Below are 19,993 nucleotides of genomic sequence, written 5' to 3' on the forward strand. Positions count from 1 at the left end.
GGACGCGCATAAAGCGATTGCCGAACGCGCGGAAGCTTACAAACAGAAGCTTGAAGGCCTCCAGGCTCCGGAGCGCGAGCGGGCGGCTCCCAGGCGTTCGGACGACGGGTATGGGCTATGAACCAAGGATGAATGCAAGCCGTTGCAGCCTGTCAGGCGAAACAAATGGCAGCGATGGCAGTGGGCCGGTCAACTTCCGGGTCCTTTGAATAGATCCGAATATGCCGACGATTGGACAATACGGCCTTGAGCTTGTCCGCAACCTTGCGCGCAAAGAATTTCCCCGCCGCGATCACCCCACCTGGCAGGCCAGGCGGGGTGATCGCCGGCTCCTCGCGAAGCAAATTCTTCGCGCCCCGCGGTCCTGCACTGGCGTTGCGGTCCCTTCGGGATGCGGCCTGCGCTCTTGGCGGCCGTTCTTTTTGTCCATCGGCAATTCGAACAAAGGAACCGGAAGATGACCGACACCCTCACCAACTACATCCAGTTCGCCGGCGACAAGCTCACGGGCAACATTGCAACTCTGGCCTTCGACGTCGACGTGACCGGCGAAGCCTTGCGAAGCGAAAACGACAAAGCCCCGAAGTTCCGTCTCTTTGCCAAGAGCCCTGCAGGCCGGCGCATCGATATCGGGGGCATCTGGGAGCGCACCAACGCCAACGGCGATCCGTACTTTTCGCTGACCGTCAACACCGGTCATTCGAAGTTCTACGCGAACCTCGGCCGCTATCCAGATCAGGACGACGACACGCTCCAGGCCGTCATCCCGAATGACTTTCTCAACAGCGATCGCCGGGGTTAATCCCCCGGCCTTCGGGCCGATGGAGGGCGGCGCTGATGTCCGGGCTTCGCCCTGCATGCACGCTGCGCCTGCCATACCAGTCGCGAATTGCATTTATCTGCGGCTCGGATTGCAAACTTCACGCCGTCAAGCTGAAACCATGTGGGCTGTGAGCCCCGGACAGCGCCTGCGAAACAACCGGTTCTTGAACGCTCCCAGGCCGGCTTCGAGCCAAATTGCCTGATGTTGCAGATACGGAATTGACCTCCGCGGGAGCGGGTGTAGCGTGTCGGCGAACCTGATCGGAGTCATCACGTGAATAACGGACCTGTAGAAATCTATCGCCCGCGTGACGCCGCATTCCGTGCGATCTGGGAAATTGGTGTCATCAAATTTAAGGTCTACGATCTGCTTGCTCAAGGAAAGACTGTTACTGGTGAGATGCTCGAAACCGCTGACAGCTTCCTGCGAGAAGAGGTCGTCCGCGATGTGGGGAAAATGGATGATAACAACGGCTTGGGCTTCGTCATCATCCATCCAGGTGATCTTGGCGTGACAATCGCCGCGCAATGGTGGTCGCAGGGATCGGTCCTTTGCCAACGTATCTATCGTCACCAGTATGATGATGTTCCTTTGGATACGATCAGACGCCCGGCTGTCGCGTGCGTGTGGGAACTAGAGATAATCAATGCCGAGCAGACCATCTGGCGCGAAACAATGATGAAATCGCATCCTGACGAGTTTGCATATCTCAATACGCTCGCGGCCTGAAAGGAATGTCCGTTCCGTCCGTACATTGAGCCTTGGCAAGGGTGCAGACAACGCAGTCGCAGTGAATGGCGGCTTTGGCGGTCTGCACCGCAGCAGCGTATCAGCAAGAGAATGACCGGTCAGGGCCGTTTATGGCGACCTGGCGCTATCCAGAGCCAGCATAGGAGTGCCGCACTGCAGCAAGGTCGCTTGAAGCTCTTTTGCCGGCATCAGGACAAACCAGAGACGAATCCTGAAAAACAATGTCGGCATATTCCGAGTGGCGTTCGAAATAGGGGACTTCAAACCTCTCCTGCCGTTCGCGTGCCTGCCGCTCCGCCTCTTTGTCCTTCGCCCTGTTGCTGCGCCGAACGGCGATGGCATCATGCGATGACTGAACGAGCAAAGAATGTTCGAGCCATGTTCGCACAGGCTCGTGCAACAGAAATATGCAATCGCACAAGACAACCACCGGCCCGGCAGGGGGAAGCGCCTTGGAGTAGTGCGCATCGAGCAGACCGGTTGTATGGTTCCATGCCTTGTTCGTCTCAAAAGCGCGCCGCTGTCTAAGACCGTCGATGGCGTGATGAATACCCTTCCAGTCATACCAATTCCGCGGGTTCATTTCCGCTTCGATTACTTCGGGATTGCCAGACGCAAACGCATTGTCAATTCGCTCTCGGCGTTCCTGTATGCTGAAGGCCGAGAACAGGTCGCAATTCAATCGAACGACCTGCTCCGGGTACGCGGAAACGGTCGTTTCACAGAGCGTGGTTTTCCCTGCACCGGCAAAACCGCTAACTCCAACCACACAGACATCAGGCCGACGCATTAAAGAGGCCATGAAATCGATGACCTGCCCCTGATCCACAAAGTTGATTCTATCGTTCATGCAGAATTATGAGCATGCTGCCGGCCATGCAGCAATGACCACTCCGTCCGCATTACCGGCATCTGACGGCAGCTCTTCGCAGATGCAATGAATGGCGGCTTCATTTGATTACATCGCGGTATCATTTCGGCGGGTAAATGTCGGCAGTGGGCCGTTTGTGTCGAACTAGGCACCAGCCAAGATCAGGATCGATACGCTGCACCGCCGGAAGGCCGTTTAAAGCCCTAATTCCCCGTTCACCCGACAGTGGCGGAGGTCTGCGTTGCTTCGGCGATTTGCTCATTTCGAGATTGTCTGATCGCCTTGGCCATTGCACTTGTCAGATCCTCCGGCGCATCGTCGGCTATCAGGAACGAACGGCGGGATTTTGGTAGATCGGGAAAACCCTCTGGGCCCGACAAGATCGCGGTGTCCTCGTCGACGCAGGAGGCCGGAAGAATGCCAATTGCGAAGCCTGCGCGGATCGCGGCCCTGAGACTCGCGAAACTGCTGCTGCGAAAGGCGAGCGAATACTCTCGACCGATGCTCTCCAATGATTTTGTGGGTAAATCCCGCCACCAACAGCTTCGGTCCAGAATAGCCAGGGGCACGGGCTCTGCGCCTAAAATCTGAGCGTCTTTCCGACTTGCCCAAACCGTATCTTCGATGCCAAGCGTCTCTCCTTGCCGGTTGTCCGGGCCGGAGCAAACAGCGATGTCCAATGTCCCGTCGGCGATCGCGGCAGGATACCCTGATGTGCAGCCTGAGGTCGCCCGAACATCCACACCGGGATGCGCCCGGGCAAAGCCTGCGAGCACCCGCTCAAGCACGGTTTCGTCGAAATCGTCCGGGAACCCGACACGAATTGAGCCGCTCAACGGGTTGGTGAAAAGCGCGCTTGCCTGCCTGATCTCGGCCAGGATCGAACTAGCCTTTGGCAGCAGCTTTTCACCTTCAACTGTCAGTGCCATCCCCTTGGGCGTTCGATTGAACAAGGTGACCCCGAGCCCGGTCTCAAGCTTGCGCAGTTGAACACTGATGGCCGATTGGGTGCGGTTGAGCCGGCCCGCAGCCACCGTCAGGTTTCCACAATTGGCGATTGCCAGAAAGGTCCTCAGCAGATCGCTGTCTATAGGTGAACGTTCGATATCATTCATGACGTCTATCGTATTTATTCGTTTTCAATGATGCAACGGGGCGCATAGGCTCCATCCGGATTGACGAAAGGGATGGGCCATGGACGCAGTGCAGATCGCGATACTGATGGGCATCGGGCTCATTGGCGGTGCCTGGAATGCAATCGCGGGCGGTGCGACGCTGTTCACCTTCCCCGCCCTGATGGCGGCCGGATTGCCGCCGGTCGCCGCCAATGCGACCAACTATCTCGCTCTCCTGCCATCGAATGCAGCTGTACTTCCGGCCTATCGAGACGAGTTGCGCGGTCTTGGTTCCAAGCTAATGCCCCTTCTGGTGGTCTCCGGCCTTGGTGCAGTCACCGGCTCGCTTCTGCTTCTGGTTTCCGACCCGGACCTCTTCGTGGTCCTGATCCCGTTTCTCATTTTGCTCGCGACGCTTCTTTTCGCCTTTGGCGATGCGTTGCGGAAGCGGGTACTTGCGATTGTCGGTGAAACCCGAGGAAGCGGTTTGATCTATGCGGCGCTTTTCGTGTCGTCGATCTATGGCGGCTACTTCGGGGCTGGGCTTGGGATCATTCTTCTGGCCATCGCGCAGATCATGGGCTTCACGGACTTTCATGTAGGCAACAGCATCAAAAACCTGCTGGCGACCAGCTTCACGATCCTGAGCATTCTGGTCTTTGGTGTCGGCGGTTTGATCTCGTGGCCGGAAGCCTTCACGATGATGGTGGGTAGTACTATTGGTGGATACTATGGCGGTCGCTTCGCGAAAAAGGTGAATCAAAAGGTTCTGCGAGGACTCGTCACAGGATTCGGCGTCCTGCTCTCCGTAGTCTACTTCGCAAGAACGTTTGGCTGACAAGCGAAGTGGATCAAACCGAAACCGGAAATACGCGCTCAATGACCGCAAGGTCAGCACTGTCACCGTTCGCATCTAATGTGATCCGGGGCAGATGGTTTCGATCCCGTCGCAACTAAACTGAGTTTGTCACCCCGGATAGACGCTAATAATTCGAGCGAGAATCCGGGGTGTTTGCAATTCGAGCGCCGAATAAATGCGCGCCCCAAAGCTCGGTTCCTAAAAAGCCTTTTCCAGCCCTTCAGGGCCGGAGCCATCTTTCAAGGGAAAGGTGTCGGAGCGGACCGGAGGCTGAACGCGCTCCCCATCAAGCGCCGAAGAGAAGCCGTAGGATTGTGGGAAAGGCGGGCCGCTTGCGCTGGCCTATCCGATTTTCTCATTTTTGAAGAAGGCCGCCAAGGCGGCCAGAGCGACGATGCGGCCGAACCGTCTGTTCGGCAGCATGTCGAGGGGATCGAACTGGCTCTTTGCGAGCTGGTAGGCATCCTCCGGCATTGTCCGCGTTGTTTTCAAATCGCCGGGTTGGACGGGATAGTCTCGTGGCGCGGACTTGGCTTTCCCATCCAATAGCCGTCGCTCAAATTCCGGCATGGCTTTCCGCAAAATGAGGGCAAGAGCCTTCTTCGCGGAGTAAGATCGGCACAAAGTGTCGAATGTGGCTGAAACGCCTGTCGCCGGCAGCGGGACATCGACCGTGACGAGGATCCCCGGCTTTTTGTCGCGATCCGGCTTCGTCGGTATTGTCGCGCGGCGCTTTTGTTTCTCCGGTGCCGTGTCAGCGACCGCAGACTTCGCCGTTGCCAGGTCCCCGAGGTTTGGTTTTGGATCCTCGGCCGAAGACTCTGCAGCTTGTTCGACAGGGGGAGTGGCGCTTTCCTTTTTGCGGACTTCCCCTGTTTCAACAAACTCCTGATAGGAGACGGGCGATTTTCTAAGCGGCATCCGCCTTGTCCTTAACCAGAGAAAGAATGTCGCTCGTCAGAGCGTCCGCTTCTTCGATCGCGGACTGATAGTTGCGGGCAATGAGCCTGTCGTTTGGATTCTCTTCCATTTGGCGCATGGCCTGATGGAGCAGGCCTTTGAATTTCATGTCCTCGAAAGCGTTGCGGCTGTGCAGGCCCGTTGCCAGGCAGGGCAGGCCTGCAAGCAGATCACCCGTTCGCTTCTGCGCCTGGGTAAGCTTCGCCGTTGGAATTCTGGTTTTCAGAACGAATGTCGGGACCTTGATTTCTGCTGCCATCGCGACTTTGACCGCGTAGCTAAACGTCTGCAGCGTTTCGTCCGTGTCCAGGACTGTCAGGGCCGTTGGCAGAATGATCGCGTCAGAATTGACCAGCACCATATTGTTGAGTTCCGATCCACCTCCCTGGGTGTCGATCAACGCGAAATCGCAGCCAGCGTCCGAAGCTTCTTCATATGCGGTTTCGAAGTCCGCCTCGTTGTTGGCGAGGAACACGAGGCAGTTGTCATGCCACGTGTTTTTGCTGACCGCATTCTCGCGCCACTCAGAAATCGGTTTGTTGTTGTCGGCTTCGAAGAGCGCGACCTTTTTACCGCGTTCGATGAGGCACGTCGTGACGGCCATGAGGGCGGTTGTCTTGCCAGCACCGCCTTTAAAAGAAACGAAGGAAATGATTTTCACGGATTGAAACCTGTCGTCGGTTTGATGGGGAAGGGTTGCAGAATTTTGCGGTGCACCCTTATTCCCGCATTCCCGAATCTCAGTCAATCCGCAGTCACGCATTTCAGACATTCCGCGTTTCCCAACTTCAGAATTCCAAAATTCCAAAATTCGCAAATGTCAGGAATCCACTATTCACAAATACCAAAACATCCGAATCCCAGAAGGCATGAAAACCCGCATTCACAAGGGTGCGAATTTCAAAAATTAATAGAACACGCGGACACAAATTTCCGCGTGTCCGATTTCCCGCATTTCAAAGCTTCAGCGCATTCGGACGAATGGTGCTGTTGAATCGGAAGAGAGCAACTGAAAGTGGTTGCTCTGCATTAGGGACTTAGCGTAGGGTTCGTGGCAGGATATTGCAAATGTAACACATTTGCGCTTGCGGTGCCCAACACCCCCGCCACGTACCCCCACCAGCGCCCGAGGGCGAGCAGATCCAAGTCCTGATGAAGAGCCAAAACCAAGAAGGAAATCAGACGGCAGACGAGACGGGTTCGGCCTCTCAAGACGATGTCTGGACTGTGTTCAGCGTCCGCATGAGAGCGTCTGAGGTTGCCGAGCTGGACGCGCTTTGCGCCGAGCTGGGTGTGAAAAGAAACCGGGTTTTGCGCACGCTGGTCCTGAAAGCGAATGGCTTCCTGGACTACGACAAAGAGACCACGGACGTGTTGCGCAATCTCACGAGGCAGATTTCCGGGATGGCGACGAACATAAATCAGCTCGCAAAGCAGGCGAACAAAACCAGCGAGCCTGACTTCATCGCCTTCATGGAAGACCGCAAAGGGCTTGGCGCGCTCTTCTCGAAGGTCGAGACGCAGGTACAAATTCTCCTGAACGTGAGAAAGCGAAAGGCCGCTGCGAAGGCGATTTTAGAAAAGGCGCTCGGCAATGGTCAGTGAGGTTGTCGATCCGCTCGAAGCGGTCATGGGCGAAGACTGGGGCATCCTGAAAATTCCGGCCTCGATGCGCGGGCCGATGCTGCAGTATGTCCTCGAACTTCAAAAGAAGATCGCTGGCGGTGGTGGCGGAGGATCGGGATCCAGTAGCTGGACCGATCGGATGACGACGGCCTTTCTGGCTCAGAAGCCCCAGGCCATGGCGAAGCTCATTCGAACGGGCGGCACGTCGGATTTGCGCGGCATTCGCGATCAAATGGATTACCTCCGCAAAGAAGGTACGGTTGAGCTTGAGCGCTCAGACCGGTATTTCGGCCTTGTCGTCGACCAGGCAGCCGAGGCTGAAATGATGACCTCGTGGCAGCTCGCAGACGCCGGCGACGGCAGGGCCGACCGGACCAGTCATTTCATGGTCAGCTTTCCGGAAGGCACCGACCATAGTGCGGCTTACCGCACCGGCCGGGCCTGGGCCGAGGAGATGTTCGCCAGCGGCAAATACGGCGATCACTTTGATTATTTCACAGCGTTTCATACGGACCGGGCGCATCCTCACATGCATATCGTCGTAAACCGGCGCGGGCTTGAGGAAGGGTCGTGGCTGAAAGTCTCGCCGCGTGGACATTTCGACTATGACGAAATGCGGTTCGTCCAGGTTCGAGTTGCGGCCGATCACGGAATTGAACTTGAGGCAACGCCGCGATTTGCTCGAGGCGTTGAGGATAGACCCTATACCGATTGTGAGGTGCAGCGCGCCCGTCGTGAAGAGCGATCACCGCAGACCCGTGCTCACGATGCCGTATCTCGTTTGAAGGTCACGCTGGCGAAGAACTTGTTCGTCCGTCAGGTCCGAGGCGAAGCGAGCTTCATCGAAGGCGAGCATCCGAAATACAGCCTGCTTTTGCGCGAGTCGGCTCAGTTGATTGAGGAAGGACGGCAGCTTAAGGCGGCCGGCCCCGCTCATCAGGCGGGGTTGAAACGAACTTTTGACAGCGGTCACAAATTCTACGGTGAGCTTGTGCCGGCCAATATAGTGACGATCAAGGAGATCCGCGAAATGAATGCAGCCATTGACGCGCGGCGGGCCGCGATCTTGAGCAATTTTGAGAAAATCGATTCCGAGCTTTCCTCGCTTCCGGAAGGTCCGGACAAGACGAGGGCCGAACGGCTCACGGCCAGAACCAAGACAAAGGCGGCTCAGTTCATGGCGGACGTTGCGGAGCTGCAGGGCTTCAGGCGTCCGGCCGCGGACAAAGCCTATCAGGGAGTGACCTCCTATGACGACTTCACGGATGAGGTCGCCGGGAAGGCAAAGGGCCTGGTCATGGATCTGTCGCGCAAGGCGGGTCTGCAGCCTGAAATCATCGTTGAGCGTTACGGAGGAGACGAGCCTGTTGCCCGGGCCGTTGCTGAAGGCTGGAAACAAGCCGAGTTACGGCAGCTCTCGACCTACTATCAGCAGAAAGAGGGGTTGGATGCCGATGCCAGCCAGGCCAAGGCAGGATCAACGCTTGAGACGGTGCATGCCGAGATCCGCGACATCTACAGCGCGGCGCGTCGGGACATAGAAGCCTATGAGGGCCGAAAGGCCAGGCTCGTTTCCAGTCTCGGCACGGATGACGACGTGAATGACCGGTTTGCACAGACGGTGAAAGAGACGTTGACGAGTTCGAGGATCCGCGAGCTCGAAAATGGTGACAGGCAAGCCCTGTCAAGTTTGACCCAGGATCCGGATCAGCAATTCATGCTGGCGCGAAGATACCTGGAAACCGAATTGGCGGATGCCGAAGGTGCGCGCAAAGGCAAGATTGAACTCGCCCTGGGCAAATTGGACCGCGACCTGGAGAACGAGCAGGCGAAGAGGGCTGAAAACGCAGAACGCCGGCCGCGCAGGGACGAGGATCACGGGTTGTGAGCAGGACGGTCAAAGACGGAGTCTTCTTCGCGCTGTTCGGCCTGGTCCTGGGCGGGGTGATCGGCTTTCTTTTGGCAGGGGCTTATGTGGACTGGCGGCTTGGCACTCCGCTCAGCCAGTTTGAATTGCTCGATGCGCTCAAGGTCAGCCCGTGGGGTGGTTTCCCTCATCCGACGTATTGGACACATGCCCTTTATGTGTGTGGTGCCGCGGCGCTGCTTGGAGGCATTGGCGCGATCGCATTGGGTGTGCGGCCGTCGATGAACAGCCACGGTTCCGCAAGATGGGCCAGCGTCCAGGACCTGCAGCGGAATAAGCTTCTGGCCACCGTTAAATCCGTGAGCGGGCCGATTTATGCGAAGACCTCTCTGCCGAGAGGCCGCGGCAAGTTTATTTCCAGCCAGGACATTCCGCATTCGTTTATCGCTGCGCCGACCGGCTCCGGTAAGGGCGTGGGTGTTGTCATTCCCACGTTGCTTACCTATCCAGGCAGCGTGATTTGTCTCGATGTGAAGGGCGAGAATTTCGAGAAAACGAGCCGCCATCGCAAGGAGCTCGGCGATCTGATCTATAAGTTTGCGCCGTTTGACGAAGAAGACCGGACACACCGGTACAATCCGCTGGAGGATGTCGCGGCGCTGCCGGAGAGACGCCGGTACGCAGAGGCGCAGCGGATTGCGGAATCGCTCCTATTCCTTCCTGGTAACAACGCTCAAGGCTTCATGCCGTCCGCCAAACAGATCCTGGTCGCGACCATCCTCGTCGCGATCGAGCGCAACTCGGCAAATCTCGGCACGGTTTATGACCTGTTGTCTCAGGGCAAGCGCAGCGACGGAGAGGGCGAAGCCGATTTCGCCGCATTGTTCAAGCAGCTCGCCAGTGAAACTGCCATCGAGGAGGCCAAGGCGATTTATAACCGGATGGCCGGAACCGACTACAAGACGGTTTCCGCCTATATGTCCGTCCTGTTCGATGGCGGTCTGGGACAGTGGGCGGAATACCATGTGAGACGCGCGACCGAGGCCAGCGATTTTTCTATTGGCGAGCTGCGGCGCCGGCCGGCCAGCATCTTCATTGTTGTCGGTCCCAACGACTTGCAAGTGCTGTCGCCGTTGATCCGGATGATGTTCCAGCAGACGGTTTCGATATTGCAGAGATCCGAGCCAGGAAAAGACGAACCCTATCCTGTCCTGCTGCTGATGGACGAGTTTCCGGCGCTTGGCAAAATGGATTCCTTGAGCCAGGGGATCACGACGCTGCGTTCCTATGGCGGCCGCATGATGATCGTCGCCCAGTCGATTTCCAACCTGAAAGCCGCCTATGGCAACGATGGCGCGCAAAACTTTCTAGCGAACTGCCGCTTGCAGTTGTTCATGGCTCCGGCCGATGCGGAGACGCCTGAATATGTCTCGAAGTCGATTGGCGATTTCACGCGCAAGAGCCGTTCAAAATCGTGGCAAATGAACAAGTTCGACGGCACCAACATTTCCGAACGGCAGGAAGGCACACGTCTTTTACGTCCCGAGGATTTGCGCCGTCTCAGCGACGACGAAGTGGTCTTGTTGATTCAAGGACATGACGCGGTCCGAGCCAAAAAGGTCATCTATTATAAGGACCGGGAGCTGAAGAAGGTCTTCGAAGGACAGACCGGCCCCTTACCGGAGCCGCCAGTGGTGATTGCGGCGTCTAAACCCAAAGCAGAGGTTTTGAAAAGCCGGTCCGATGCGGCTAATGGTTCGAGCCCGGGAGATGCGTCCAGGACCAAGGCAAAGCGTCTCAAGTCTCCTCCGCAATCGGTTCAAAATTTGTCCGAACAGCAAGCGGACGAGCTGCTGAGCGAACAAAACAGTCTGCTCAGCCTGATCAATGATATTCAAAGAGAAAATTTGGCTAAGGTCTAATTCATTGGCCGCTCATATCGCCGTTGCCGTGCTTCTATGCACCTCTGTCTGCCAACCCGAAACCTTGCGTATCTGGGACGGAGATTCCTTCCTTATCGGCCTTCAAAGCGGCTCCGAAAAGGTGCGCGTAGAGAACATCGATACGCCAGAAATCGACGGCAAATGTTCTGCAGAGCGTCGCATGGCGGTCAGCGCCAAGAAGAGGTTCGCCGCGATCGTCGCCAATCAGAAGGTTCAAGTCCTGAGAAGCGGACAGGACAAATATGGAAGAACGTTGGCGCATGTGCTGGTGAACGGCAGCGACGTCGGCCAGCAGCTCGTCGCTGAGGGGCTTGCCCGGCCCTGGGCCGGGAGGCGGGAACCTTGGTGTTGATGGTGGTTGACCTTACCGGCTAGCCACGGCTTCGAAGGTGCCGATCTTGCCGAGCAGCCCGATGAGCTTTCGATGCGCACTTCTATGCAATGTGCCGCTCGGAAGGCGCACTAGGAAATCTTCGATAGTCATTCCGTCGATCGGATCGGCTTCTTTGCCTGGTCGCGCGAAGCCCACATAGAGATGCAGTTCGTCGGGTAGGAAAACAAGCTTCCACGCCCCTGTGGCGTCCTCGGCAAGGGTGCAGTTTGGCACGGCAATCGCTCCTCTTTGTCGGGATTTATCACCAGGATGCGGCCGCCGTCTATCGCCGGATAGGGGGATTGACGGAGAAGCGCTGGAATGGATGAAGACCTCACATGCCTGAAATCTCGTCTTGGCTGCGGCCGCATTCGTGCCCGTGCGGATAGGGTCGCGATCAAGAATACCGCTAGTCAGCGTGAATGATCCACCATCAGCGATCGCCTCCAGCCGAGACGGCCTTCCGTGCGCAGGCAACGCTAGCGATCTCCCAACTCAGAACGGGAAGTGCTGGTGCGGGTCCTCGATCGTCACCCAACGGATCGTGGTGAAGGCATCGATCGCAGCCTTTCCGCCGAACCGGCCGTAACCGGAGTCCTTGACGCCTCCGAAAGGCATTTGCGCCTCGTCGGCCACTGTCGGTCCGTTGATATGACAGATGCCGCTCTCGATCCGGTCGGCGACGGCGAGCGCACGCTGGATGTTGGAGCTGTAGACCGCTGCGGAGAGGCCATAGGCGGTGTCGTTGGCAACGCGGATCGCCTCTTCGTCGTCCCTGACCCGGATGATCGGCTTGACCGGGCCGAAACTCTCTTCCTCGTAAATCGTCATGCCCGGACCGGCGTGGTCGATCAGAGTGGCCTCGACGACCGAGCCCGTTCGGCCCCCGCCGGCAATGACCTTGCCGCCCTTGGCAGTGGCGTCAGCGATGATTGCGTCCATCTTCTTCGCCGCTTCCGGAGTGACCAGTGATCCGAGCACGACCTGCTCCCGCGGATTGCCCGCAGGGAGTTTGGCCGTCTTGGCGGCGAGCGCCGCGATGAAGGCGTCGGCAATGCCTTCGTGCACAATGATCCGTTCGGTCGACATGCAGATCTGGCCCTGGTTCATGAAAGCGCCGAAGGCGGCACCGTTCACGGCGGTGTCCACATCGGCATCGTCGAGCACGATGAGCGGTGCCTTGCCGCCAAGTTCCAGAAGCACAGGTTTCAGATGCTCGGCTGCGGTTTTGGCAATGATCCGTCCGACAGCCGTGGATCCGGTGAAGTTCACGTGCCGAACGTCCGGCGCAGCGATCAGGGCTCCGACAACCTCGGCAGCGTCCTCCGGCGCGTTAGTGACCACGTTCATGACCCCGTGGGGGAAGCCTGCACGGCGAAAAGCTTCACCGATGGCAAGATGCGTCGCGGGGCACATCTCCGAGGCCTTGAGGATAGCAGTGTTGCCGCAGGCGATCGCCATGGCGACGGCACGGGTGCCGAGGATCACCGGTGCGTTCCACGGTGCAATACCCAGGCAGACGCCGAGGGGCTTGCGCTGTGCCATGGCAAGCGTTCCGGGCTTGTTGGCGGGGATCACTTCGCCGGTGATCTGCGTCGTCATCGATGCCGCTTCCCGCAGCATGCCCGCCGCCAGCATGCAGTTGAAGCCGATCCAGGGCGCCGTGGCACCGGTCTCACCTATGGCCGTGGCGATGATGTCTGGTGCCATTGCCTCCAGCTCGTCGGCCGCCTTCAGCAGCAAGCGCCGCCGCTCGGATGGCGGAGTTTTGGCCCAGGCCGGGAAGGCCCTGCCTGCCGCCGCTGCCGCCTCGGCGGCATCTTTGGCACGGGCCGCCGGGGCAATAGTTGTGACCGCGCCGGTTACCGGATCATGGCGCACAAACGTGCGGTCATCCGCGGCGGCAACATCGTTGCCACCGATCAACATCCTGATATTCATGAAAAATTCCCTGAGTTCCGGTTAGACAAGTCCGTTTGAAGTTGCGTCGATATGGGACCGCATGCCGCCATCGGCAGCGATGTTGACCCCGCGCAGCCAGCCCGATCCCCGCGACAGCAGGAAGACCACGACAGGCGCGATATCGGCAGGGGTTCCGGGGCGGTCCATGACCTTCATGTCTTCCTCGGCCCGCTCGCCGAGGGTTTCAAGAAAGTCCTTGAGAATGGGCGTCTCGACGGGACCGGGGCTGACCGCGTTCATGCGGATGCCGCGGCCGCGCCAGGTCCAGCGGTTTTCGAGGGTCCAGGCGACGACCGCCTGCTTGGTGAAGAAGTAGCTGTTCTCCGCGGTCACCCCGTTCCGGGCGCAGAAGTCGGCGACGCCGGCATGGGTAAGGCTGTCGGCGGCCTTGATCTTTGCCACTTCGCCTTCCCAGCCGATGCCGGCAAGCGAAGCGAGGTTCACGATGGAGGCGTTGTCGGCAAGGCTGTCGACCAGACCCAGGGTGAGCCGCTTCAGTGCGACCAGATTGACGGTGACGACGACCTCCGGCGGCAATGTCGGCGGCACACCGGCGATGTTGGCGAGCCCGTCGGCTTTCACCTTCCTGAGGTCTTCGATCACCGCATCGAGCGCGGCCTCGTCGGTCAGGTCGATCTTGTCGAACGCGTCAACCTCGGCGGCGGGCTCGTTGCGGTCCACCGCGATGACCCTGGCACCGGCCGCCTTGAGCTGACGCGCCGTCTCCGCGCCGATGCCCGACGCAGCGCCGGTGACGATGATGGTCTTGTCGTGAAGCACGGATGTTCCTCCCTGTGCAGTCAACGGGATTTCTTTTCGACGATATAACCGGTGGGGATGGCTTCGCCCGGAAGCCGCGGGCCGATCCAGCCCCAGAGACCTTTCGGCAGGAACAGGGCGAACAGCACCGCGATGGCGCCGAGCCCGACAAGGTACCAGGCGCCGTAGCTGCCGAACCAGGTCTCGATGACGAAGAAAAGCACCGCGCCGATGATCGCGCCCTCGATCCGGCCGAGACCGCCGACCAGGACCATGAAGAGCATGTAGGCCGTCCAGTGCACGCCAAAATAGGCGCGTGGCTGGAAGTTGGTGTTGGAGGCAAGCCAGAGGGCCCCGGCGGCGGCGGTTCCGGCTGCCGCCAGAACAAAGACCGTCCGTTTGGTACGCATGACGTCGACACCGATCGAGCGCGCCCCGGCCTCGTCGTCTCGGATCGCGGTGATCGCCGCGCCCGTACGCGAGCGCAGCAAGACCACCAGCAGGACGAAGAAAGCGATGGTGACAGCCAGGGCGAGCCAGAGCGTGAAGGATGTGCGGCTGGCGTTCGCGTAGGCATTGAGCGAAATGAGCGAGGTGCCTGTTTCGCCCTGAATGAGCGGGTCGAGGTTCACGCACAGATGCGCGAGTGACGACAGGACCCACATGCCGATGGCAAATTCTCCCTCCTTCAGAGACAGCATGAAGAGGGACGTCACCCAACCCAGCACAGCGCCGAGCACAATCGAGGCGAGGATTGCGAGATAGGGATCGAGACCGGCATCGGCGAGGCGCACGGTGAAATAGGCAGCCGTTCCGAAGAACAGCGTCTGACCGATCGAGACAAGCCCGGCGAAGCCCGCAAGGGCGTTCCACATGACAGCGAGCAGCACGTAGACCAGCAGCGCCACGGCGCGTGCCGACCCGCCGACGCCGAAGAGCCACGGCGAGAGAGCCAGCAGGACCGCAAGGCAGAGCATCAGGCCGTTGGTTGTCCGTGAGGTCGCACTTGAGCGGGTGACAGTGAGTTGGAAACGGGGGGTCATGCACGAACTCCGCTTTTCAGGAGAGCGGTGAAGCTCCAGCCTGCGCCTCGCAGCCTGAGGAAAACGGCAGCCAGAAAGGCAAGGTGACCGCCGATGAGGAAACCCTGCGGATGGATCGAGGCAGCGAGGGACTGGGCGAAAGCCAGTACTAGGGCACCGGTCAAAACGCGCCAGAGCGAGCCCGCACCGCCGATCACCACGGCTTCGAAGGCAAAAAGCAGCTGCACCGACCCGCTGTAGGGACCCCAGGCCGCACGCAGGCCCATCGCGGTGGCGGCGATTACGCCGGTCGCAATCGCGGCGGTGCGGGCGGTATCGATGCCGAGCAGCGCCGCGGTGGCACGGTCTTGCGACGTCGCCTGGATGCGGTGTCCGAGCCCGGTGTGGCGGAGCATCCATTCAAGCAGGCCTATCTGCACCACGGAGGCGAGGAGGATGTAGACGCTGATCTTGCCGACGAAGAGGGAGCCGGGCAGCTCGAAGGAAGCCCATGTCAGGTCTCCGACGAGCGGTGCCAGCGAAATGCTGTCGGCACCGAAGACCTGGAAAATCAGATTGTCGAGGATGATGGCAACGCCGAAGGTTGCGAGAATGGGCAGCAATTCGCCGCCCCTGGAAGCGCGCGCCAGCACCGCGTGGTGGAGGGCCATGCCGAGAGCGAACATTGCTGCGGCGACGACAACGATTCCCGCGGGCAGCGGAATGCTCAGCCGCTCCCCCAGCACCCAGAGCGCATAGGCCGCGAGCACGATCAGCGTGCCGTGCGCAAGATTGATGATGCGCATTACCGAATACATGAAGGCGAGACCGGTCGCGAGCAGGGCGTAGTAGCCGCCGAGCAGGATCGCGTTGATGATTTGGGACGTCATGCGGCTTCTCCCTCGATATGGCCGAACGAGGCGGCAGCGAGAGCGTCAAGGCTGGTCTCTGCCGGTTTCGCGCGCAGGGTCACATGACCCTCGCACATGACAATGAGCGCGTCGGCGGTGCGCAGCGCCCTGGAGAGATCCTGTTCCACCACGAGTAGAGCCAGGCCCATTTCGCGAAGTTTGGCGAGCGCGGCGTAGGCAAGATCGACAGCCGCCGGGGACAGACCCAGAGAGACCTCGTCGAGCAGGATCGCTTTCGGATTGCCCATCAGGGCCCGGCCGATGGCGACCGCCTGCTGTTCGCCGCCCGAGAGCTTGCCGGCCGGCGACCGGTCGAGCCTGGCGAGATTTGGAAAGGCATCGTAGACCGCGTCGACGCTCCAGGGGCCGTCCCGCGCGGTGGCTGCGCCGAGCGTGAGGTTTTCGCGCACGCTCATCTGTGGAAAAAGCCGCCGGCCTTCCGGGACGAGCGCCAGGCCCGCGCGGGCGCGAAGATGGGCCGGGAGAGCCGATATGTCGGCCCCCGCCAGGCTGACGTCTCCGCTGTAGGCACGATGGTCTCCGGCGATCGAGCGAAGAAGGGTCGTCTTGCCGGCGCCGTTGGCTCCCAGCAGGAACAGCATTTCCCCCGGCGCGACATTGAGCGAAACTCCGTGGACGGCCTTGAGCTGACCGTGCGCGGCATCGATATGGTTGACGTCGAGCGTGCTCATGCGGCAGTTCCGAAATAGGCGACCTGCACTTCCTGTGCATTGACGACGACGTGGGGATCGCCGTCGGCGAGAACCTTGCCTTCGGCCATGCAGACGAGGCGCGTGCAGGCTTCGAGCAGCAGGCGCATGATGTGTTCGATCCAGATGATCGTGACGCCTCGTCCGTGGATCCTGCGGATCAGTTCGACAAGCTCGTCACCCTCCCTGTCGGTGAGGCCGCCGCCGATTTCGTCGAGCAGGAGCACCTTCGGATCGGTCCCGAGTGCGCGGCTGAGTTCCAGACGCTTGCGGTCGAGCAATCCGAGCGTCTCCGCAGGCCGGTTGGCAACGCGCGCCAGTCCCGTTTCCTCCAGAACCGTCCAGGCCTCGGTGATGGGATCGTCGCTGTGCCGGGTGCGGCCGTGATTGACCGCAACCAGCACGTTTTCAAAGACTGTCATTTCCGAAAACGGCTTCGGAACCTGGTGCGTACGCGCAAGGCCGCGATGGCACCGCTCCGCGGTCGGAAGGCGGGTGACGTCTTCTCCCAGGAGTTCCACGTGTCCTCCGGTGGGTTTGAGTGCACCGGTGAGCAGGTTCATGAACGTCGTTTTTCCCGCACCGTTGGGTCCGAGGATGCCGACGATTTCGCCGGATCCCACGTCGAGCGTGATATCGCGAAGTACCTGAAAGCCGCCGAAGGACATCGAGAGCCCTCCGGCGCGCAGAACCGTGGAAGAAGACGTCATTTCACCTTCATCCGTTGTAGGGGCGCAGGGTGCCGGTGACGGGAACGTTCGGATCGGTCGCGTTTTCGGTGATGACATAGTCGAACTCGAACGGACCGCTCTCCGACTTCTGCCACTGGGTGCCGATGATCGGGCCGGAGGCCACGTTTTTCACCGGGCCCGAGGTGAAGTCGACCACACCACCGATCGTATCGGCCTTGAGGGAAGGCATGACCGCCGCAACCGCTTCCTTGTCTTTCGGATCGTCGGCAGCGGCGAGCGCTGCCATGACGACGTCGAAGGCGGACAGCGTTGCGCCGAGCTGCTGGGTCCATTGACGTCCCGTTGCCGCCTCGTAACCGTCGCAAAGCTCCTTGCCGTTCAAGCCGGTTGCGGGCGACGAATAGGGAAAGTCGCGATGCCAGTAGGCCGCGCTGGCAAGATTGTTTCCAAGGCCTCCGAGCGCAGCGAAATCGGACGGGAACAACCCGGTCTTGGCGATCTGCGCAATCTGGACCTGGCGATGAAGGCCCTGCTGGGCGGCCTGGCGCCAGAACGCGGCAAAATCGGGCGGGATCGGGAAACTGTTGAAGATCTCCACCCCTGCCTCACGGAAGAGGCGGATCTGCTGCGAGTAGTCGGAAGTTCCGGTTTCATAAGCGCCCGGATCGACAATGTCGTAGCCGGCTTCGGCCAGTTTCGGCGCCAGGGCGGCGCGGATCGCATTGCCGTCGGCATCGTTGGGATACATCACGCCGACCTTCTTGTTGGTCGGAATGAGATCCCATTGCGAGACATAGGCGCGGAAGAATTCCTCGACGCCGAACCCGAAATGGTAGCCGTATTTGAACGGCGAGGGCTCGCCGGGTTTCGCGCCACGGCCGAAATACCAGGCCTCCCAGGGCATGACGGTCGAAATGCAGGGGATACCGGCGGCTTCGCAGGCATCGGAGACCGGGTTGATCGTTTCCGGCGTGGAGACGGCGATCATGATATCGACGGCATCGTTGTTGATGAGATCGCGGGCGAGTTGTCCGGCGCGCGCCGGATCCGACTGGGTGTCGCGGTCGACGATCTCGACGGCATATCCCCGACCGTTGATTGTTACACCTGCAGCCATTGCGGCCCGGACCTTCTCAAGAACATAACCGTCGGTCTGCCCGAAACCGCCAAGGGGGCCGGAAATCGGGCTGATGAACCCGATCTTGAGCGGTGTGGATGCCTGGGCGAGCGCCCGGCTGCGTCCGAGTGCGAAACTTCCAATCGTTGCGCCGGTTCCGACCAGAAGGCCGCGGCGAGAGATATCAAAGGTCATTGTTTCCTCCCTGTCCCTTGATTGCATTCGTCAGTCGCTTGAAATTGTCCTGGAGACCCAGCGCAGTTCGGTGAATTCGTTGATTGCCCACCGGCCGCCGAACCGGCCGTAGCCGCTGGATTTCACGCCGCCGAAGGGAGCGTGAGGGTTGTCGTCGATCGTTGCCCGGTTGATGTGGCAGATCCCGCTGTGGACCTGGTGGACCAATGCCCTGGCGCGCGCCGTGTCTGCACAAAAGACGGAAACCGCGAGACCGTACTCGCTGTCATTGACCACCGTCAGCGCCTCGGCGACGCCGGCGACACGGGTGACCGAAAGGACCGGGCCGAAGACCTCCTCCTGGTAAAGCCGCATGCCGCGCTCGACGCCGTCGAGCAGGGTTGGTTCAACGAAGGCATCGCGCACATGGCCGCCACCGACGAGCCTGGCGCCTTTCGAAACGGCATCGCTGATCATGCCGGAAAGCCGTTCGGCGGCGGCCTTGCTCACCACCGGGCCGACATCCGTCCCGTCCCTGACGGGGTCGCCAAGCCTGAGGGCGGCGCGGCGCTTCTCTATCCGTTCGATCAGGCTGTCGGCAACCGCGTCATCGACGATGAGACGCTCCGTCGACATGCTGACCTGACCCTGGTTGCGGTAGGCGCCAAAGATGGCGGAATCCGCGGTGCTGTCACATTGTTTGGAGTTTGGACGCGCGGCGGCCTGTGCCTGTTTTCACACAATTTGTTCGGCCGCAAACTTCCACTCAACCATGGCCTTGCGGCGATCTGATCGAATTTGAGTTGCAGAGCGGTTGGATTTAGGCAGAACGAAATGGTTTCGGATTGTCGAGAATGTCGACACGAATTGCTGCAGAGATCCGATTGATCGGAAGCCATGTCGCGTACGCTCCCGTTTTCGGAACGGCAGGTGAGAATTCTCCGCGCGGTTGTTCAATCCCTTGTGTGATCGGTGCTCGACGTTGGGCATGAGTTGGCGCCGTGCAGCACCATAGGACCTCAGCTTGTCGGTGATCATTCGCTTCGGCGCCAGGCCTTGCTTCTTCAGGAGGCGCGTGAGCAATCGTTTGGCCGCCTTGGTGTTGCGGCGGCTCTGGACGAGCTCGTCAAGAACATAACCATCCTGGTCAACAGCACGCCACAGCCAGCATTTCCGGCCATTGATGCGGACCACGACCTCGTCGAGATGCCAAACGTCGTTCTTCGTCGGCACCTTGCGGCGTAAGCGGCGAGCATAATCCGAGCCGTGCTTGCGGCACCAGCGGCGGATGGTCTCGTAGGAGACAACAATACCGCGTTCCAGCAGCATTTCCTCCACTTCGCGTAGGCTCAGATTGAACCGGAAGTACAGCCAGATTGCGCGTGCGACAATCTCGATCGGGTAACGATGGTTCTTATAGGTCGGGGCGGCACTGCTCATGCCACTCAATTACCCCGAC

Annotated in this window: 20 protein-coding genes and 1 pseudogene; 7 read left to right on the forward strand and 14 right to left on the reverse strand. The window is 59.8% G+C overall.

Going from position 1 to position 19,993, the window contains the following annotated elements; translation table 11 throughout:
• The first annotated feature begins 457 nt into the window (after positions 1 to 457).
• On the forward strand, positions 458 to 802 hold the full coding sequence (locus M0H32_RS27530; protein ID WP_248159817.1) for a DUF736 domain-containing protein: 345 nt from the start codon (positions 458 to 460) through the stop codon (positions 800 to 802).
• Between the two features lie 294 nt (positions 803 to 1,096).
• A complete protein-coding gene (locus tag M0H32_RS27535; protein WP_248159819.1) occupies positions 1,097 to 1,552 on the forward strand; it encodes a hypothetical protein in 456 nt (151 codons plus the stop codon).
• A gap of 145 nt (positions 1,553 to 1,697) precedes the next feature.
• Here M0H32_RS27535 and M0H32_RS27540 read toward each other — a convergent pair whose 3' ends face one another.
• Together M0H32_RS27540 and M0H32_RS27545 are read right to left on the reverse strand one after the other, a co-directional pair.
• Positions 1,698 to 2,423, reverse strand: a complete 726-nt coding sequence (locus tag M0H32_RS27540; protein WP_248159820.1) for a nucleoside/nucleotide kinase family protein — start codon at positions 2,421 to 2,423, stop codon at positions 1,698 to 1,700.
• A gap of 236 nt (positions 2,424 to 2,659) precedes the next feature.
• A complete protein-coding gene (locus M0H32_RS27545) occupies positions 2,660 to 3,559 on the reverse strand; it encodes a LysR family transcriptional regulator (RefSeq protein WP_248159821.1) in 900 nt (299 codons plus the stop codon).
• Positions 3,560 to 3,638: 79 nt separating this feature from the next.
• On the opposite strand from M0H32_RS27545, the gene M0H32_RS27550 reads away from it, so the two are divergent.
• Positions 3,639 to 4,397 carry a sulfite exporter TauE/SafE family protein gene (locus M0H32_RS27550; RefSeq protein ID WP_248159822.1) on the forward strand — a complete coding sequence of 253 codons (759 nt, stop codon included), beginning with the start codon at positions 3,639 to 3,641 and terminating at the stop codon, positions 4,395 to 4,397.
• 363 nt (positions 4,398 to 4,760) lie between these two features.
• Here the strand turns inward: M0H32_RS27550 and M0H32_RS27555 are convergent, their stop codons facing one another.
• The gene (locus M0H32_RS27555; RefSeq protein WP_248159823.1) at positions 4,761 to 5,339 is read right to left on the reverse strand and encodes a VirC2 family conjugal transfer protein; all 579 of its coding nucleotides are present in this window, start codon (positions 5,337 to 5,339) and stop codon (positions 4,761 to 4,763) included.
• Positions 5,329 to 6,150, reverse strand: a complete 822-nt coding sequence (locus M0H32_RS27560) for an AAA family ATPase (protein WP_248159824.1) — start codon at positions 6,148 to 6,150, stop codon at positions 5,329 to 5,331. Before M0H32_RS27560 ends, M0H32_RS27555 begins: the two co-directional genes overlap by 11 nt.
• A gap of 380 nt (positions 6,151 to 6,530) precedes the next feature.
• On the opposite strand from M0H32_RS27560, the gene M0H32_RS27565 reads away from it, so the two are divergent.
• Genes M0H32_RS27565 through M0H32_RS27580 form a run of 4 tightly spaced genes read left to right on the forward strand, consistent with a single transcriptional unit; the run spans position 6,531 to position 11,166 of the window.
• The gene (locus M0H32_RS27565; RefSeq protein WP_248159825.1) at positions 6,531 to 6,983 is read left to right on the forward strand and encodes a DNA mobilization endonuclease VirD1/MobC family subunit; all 453 of its coding nucleotides are present in this window, start codon (positions 6,531 to 6,533) and stop codon (positions 6,981 to 6,983) included.
• Positions 6,973 to 8,892: a relaxase/mobilization nuclease domain-containing protein gene (locus M0H32_RS27570; RefSeq protein WP_248159826.1), complete on the forward strand. Its 1,920-nt coding sequence runs from the start codon at positions 6,973 to 6,975 to the stop codon at positions 8,890 to 8,892. The genes M0H32_RS27565 and M0H32_RS27570 overlap by 11 nt, the downstream gene beginning before the upstream one ends.
• The gene (gene virD4, locus M0H32_RS27575; protein ID WP_248159827.1) at positions 8,889 to 10,793 is read left to right on the forward strand and encodes a type IV secretion system ATPase VirD4; all 1,905 of its coding nucleotides are present in this window, start codon (positions 8,889 to 8,891) and stop codon (positions 10,791 to 10,793) included. The genes M0H32_RS27570 and virD4 overlap by 4 nt, the downstream gene beginning before the upstream one ends.
• 4 nt (positions 10,794 to 10,797) lie before the next feature.
• Positions 10,798 to 11,166: a thermonuclease family protein gene (locus tag M0H32_RS27580; protein WP_248159829.1), complete on the forward strand. Its 369-nt coding sequence runs from the start codon at positions 10,798 to 10,800 to the stop codon at positions 11,164 to 11,166.
• A gap of 12 nt (positions 11,167 to 11,178) precedes the next feature.
• Here M0H32_RS27580 and M0H32_RS27585 read toward each other — a convergent pair whose 3' ends face one another.
• The 10 genes and pseudogenes from M0H32_RS27585 to M0H32_RS27630 all read right to left on the reverse strand — a co-directional run bounded on the left by M0H32_RS27585 (position 11,179) and on the right by M0H32_RS27630 (position 19,974).
• Positions 11,179 to 11,421 carry a hypothetical protein gene (locus tag M0H32_RS27585; protein WP_248159831.1) on the reverse strand — a complete coding sequence of 81 codons (243 nt, stop codon included), beginning with the start codon at positions 11,419 to 11,421 and terminating at the stop codon, positions 11,179 to 11,181.
• A 261-nt stretch (positions 11,422 to 11,682) separates the two neighbouring features.
• Entirely contained in the window at positions 11,683 to 13,128 is a 1,446-nt protein-coding gene (locus M0H32_RS27590; RefSeq protein ID WP_248159832.1) for an aldehyde dehydrogenase, read from the reverse strand.
• A 21-nt stretch (positions 13,129 to 13,149) separates the two neighbouring features.
• Positions 13,150 to 13,929: a coniferyl-alcohol dehydrogenase gene (locus M0H32_RS27595; RefSeq protein WP_248159833.1), complete on the reverse strand. Its 780-nt coding sequence runs from the start codon at positions 13,927 to 13,929 to the stop codon at positions 13,150 to 13,152.
• A gap of 20 nt (positions 13,930 to 13,949) precedes the next feature.
• Positions 13,950 to 14,951: a branched-chain amino acid ABC transporter permease gene (locus M0H32_RS27600; protein ID WP_248159834.1), complete on the reverse strand. Its 1,002-nt coding sequence runs from the start codon at positions 14,949 to 14,951 to the stop codon at positions 13,950 to 13,952.
• Entirely contained in the window at positions 14,948 to 15,820 is an 873-nt protein-coding gene (locus tag M0H32_RS27605; protein WP_248159835.1) for a branched-chain amino acid ABC transporter permease, read from the reverse strand. Before M0H32_RS27605 ends, M0H32_RS27600 begins: the two co-directional genes overlap by 4 nt.
• Positions 15,817 to 16,533: an ABC transporter ATP-binding protein gene (locus M0H32_RS27610; RefSeq protein WP_248159836.1), complete on the reverse strand. Its 717-nt coding sequence runs from the start codon at positions 16,531 to 16,533 to the stop codon at positions 15,817 to 15,819. The genes M0H32_RS27605 and M0H32_RS27610 overlap by 4 nt, the downstream gene beginning before the upstream one ends.
• Entirely contained in the window at positions 16,530 to 17,261 is a 732-nt protein-coding gene (locus M0H32_RS27615; protein ID WP_248159837.1) for an ABC transporter ATP-binding protein, read from the reverse strand. The genes M0H32_RS27610 and M0H32_RS27615 overlap by 4 nt, the downstream gene beginning before the upstream one ends.
• A gap of 7 nt (positions 17,262 to 17,268) precedes the next feature.
• Positions 17,269 to 18,555, reverse strand: coding sequence for an ABC transporter substrate-binding protein (locus M0H32_RS27620; protein ID WP_248159839.1), 1,287 nt, complete (start codon positions 18,553 to 18,555; stop codon positions 17,269 to 17,271).
• A gap of 30 nt (positions 18,556 to 18,585) precedes the next feature.
• Positions 18,586 to 19,218, reverse strand: a pseudogene (locus M0H32_RS27625) (aldehyde dehydrogenase family protein); the annotation flags it as partial.
• A gap of 51 nt (positions 19,219 to 19,269) precedes the next feature.
• Entirely contained in the window at positions 19,270 to 19,974 is a 705-nt protein-coding gene (locus tag M0H32_RS27630; protein ID WP_248159843.1) for an IS6 family transposase, read from the reverse strand.
• Between the last annotated feature and the right edge of the window lie 19 nt (positions 19,975 to 19,993).

Origin of the sequence: Roseibium sediminicola (genome assembly GCF_023156505.1) — a bacterium.
GTDB lineage: Bacteria > Pseudomonadota > Alphaproteobacteria > Rhizobiales > Stappiaceae > Roseibium > Roseibium sediminicola.

Excerpts from the sequence above, each read along its gene's own strand:
- M0H32_RS27565 (WP_248159825.1), top strand. The coding sequence starts at position 6,531 with ATGAAGAGCCAAAACCAAGAAGGAAATCAGACGGCAGACGAGACGGGT.
- M0H32_RS27560 (WP_248159824.1), bottom strand. The coding sequence starts at position 6,150 with ATGTCTGAAATGCGTGACTGCGGATTGACTGAGATTCGGGAATGCGGG.
- M0H32_RS27540 (WP_248159820.1), bottom strand. The coding sequence starts at position 2,423 with ATGAACGATAGAATCAACTTTGTGGATCAGGGGCAGGTCATCGATTTC.
- M0H32_RS27615 (WP_248159837.1), bottom strand. The coding sequence starts at position 17,261 with ATGACGTCTTCTTCCACGGTTCTGCGCGCCGGAGGGCTCTCGATGTCC.
- M0H32_RS27530 (WP_248159817.1), top strand. The coding sequence starts at position 458 with ATGACCGACACCCTCACCAACTACATCCAGTTCGCCGGCGACAAGCTC.
- M0H32_RS27550 (WP_248159822.1), top strand. The coding sequence starts at position 3,639 with ATGGACGCAGTGCAGATCGCGATACTGATGGGCATCGGGCTCATTGGC.
- M0H32_RS27555 (WP_248159823.1), bottom strand. The coding sequence starts at position 5,339 with ATGCCGCTTAGAAAATCGCCCGTCTCCTATCAGGAGTTTGTTGAAACA.
- M0H32_RS27630 (WP_248159843.1), bottom strand. The coding sequence starts at position 19,974 with ATGAGCAGTGCCGCCCCGACCTATAAGAACCATCGTTACCCGATCGAG.
- M0H32_RS27545 (WP_248159821.1), bottom strand. The coding sequence starts at position 3,559 with ATGAATGATATCGAACGTTCACCTATAGACAGCGATCTGCTGAGGACC.
- M0H32_RS27590 (WP_248159832.1), bottom strand. The coding sequence starts at position 13,128 with ATGAATATCAGGATGTTGATCGGTGGCAACGATGTTGCCGCCGCGGAT.
- M0H32_RS27605 (WP_248159835.1), bottom strand. The coding sequence starts at position 15,820 with ATGACGTCCCAAATCATCAACGCGATCCTGCTCGGCGGCTACTACGCC.
- M0H32_RS27570 (WP_248159826.1), top strand. The coding sequence starts at position 6,973 with ATGGTCAGTGAGGTTGTCGATCCGCTCGAAGCGGTCATGGGCGAAGAC.
- M0H32_RS27620 (WP_248159839.1), bottom strand. The coding sequence starts at position 18,555 with ATGACCTTTGATATCTCTCGCCGCGGCCTTCTGGTCGGAACCGGCGCA.
- M0H32_RS27600 (WP_248159834.1), bottom strand. The coding sequence starts at position 14,951 with ATGACCCCCCGTTTCCAACTCACTGTCACCCGCTCAAGTGCGACCTCA.
- M0H32_RS27610 (WP_248159836.1), bottom strand. The coding sequence starts at position 16,533 with ATGAGCACGCTCGACGTCAACCATATCGATGCCGCGCACGGTCAGCTC.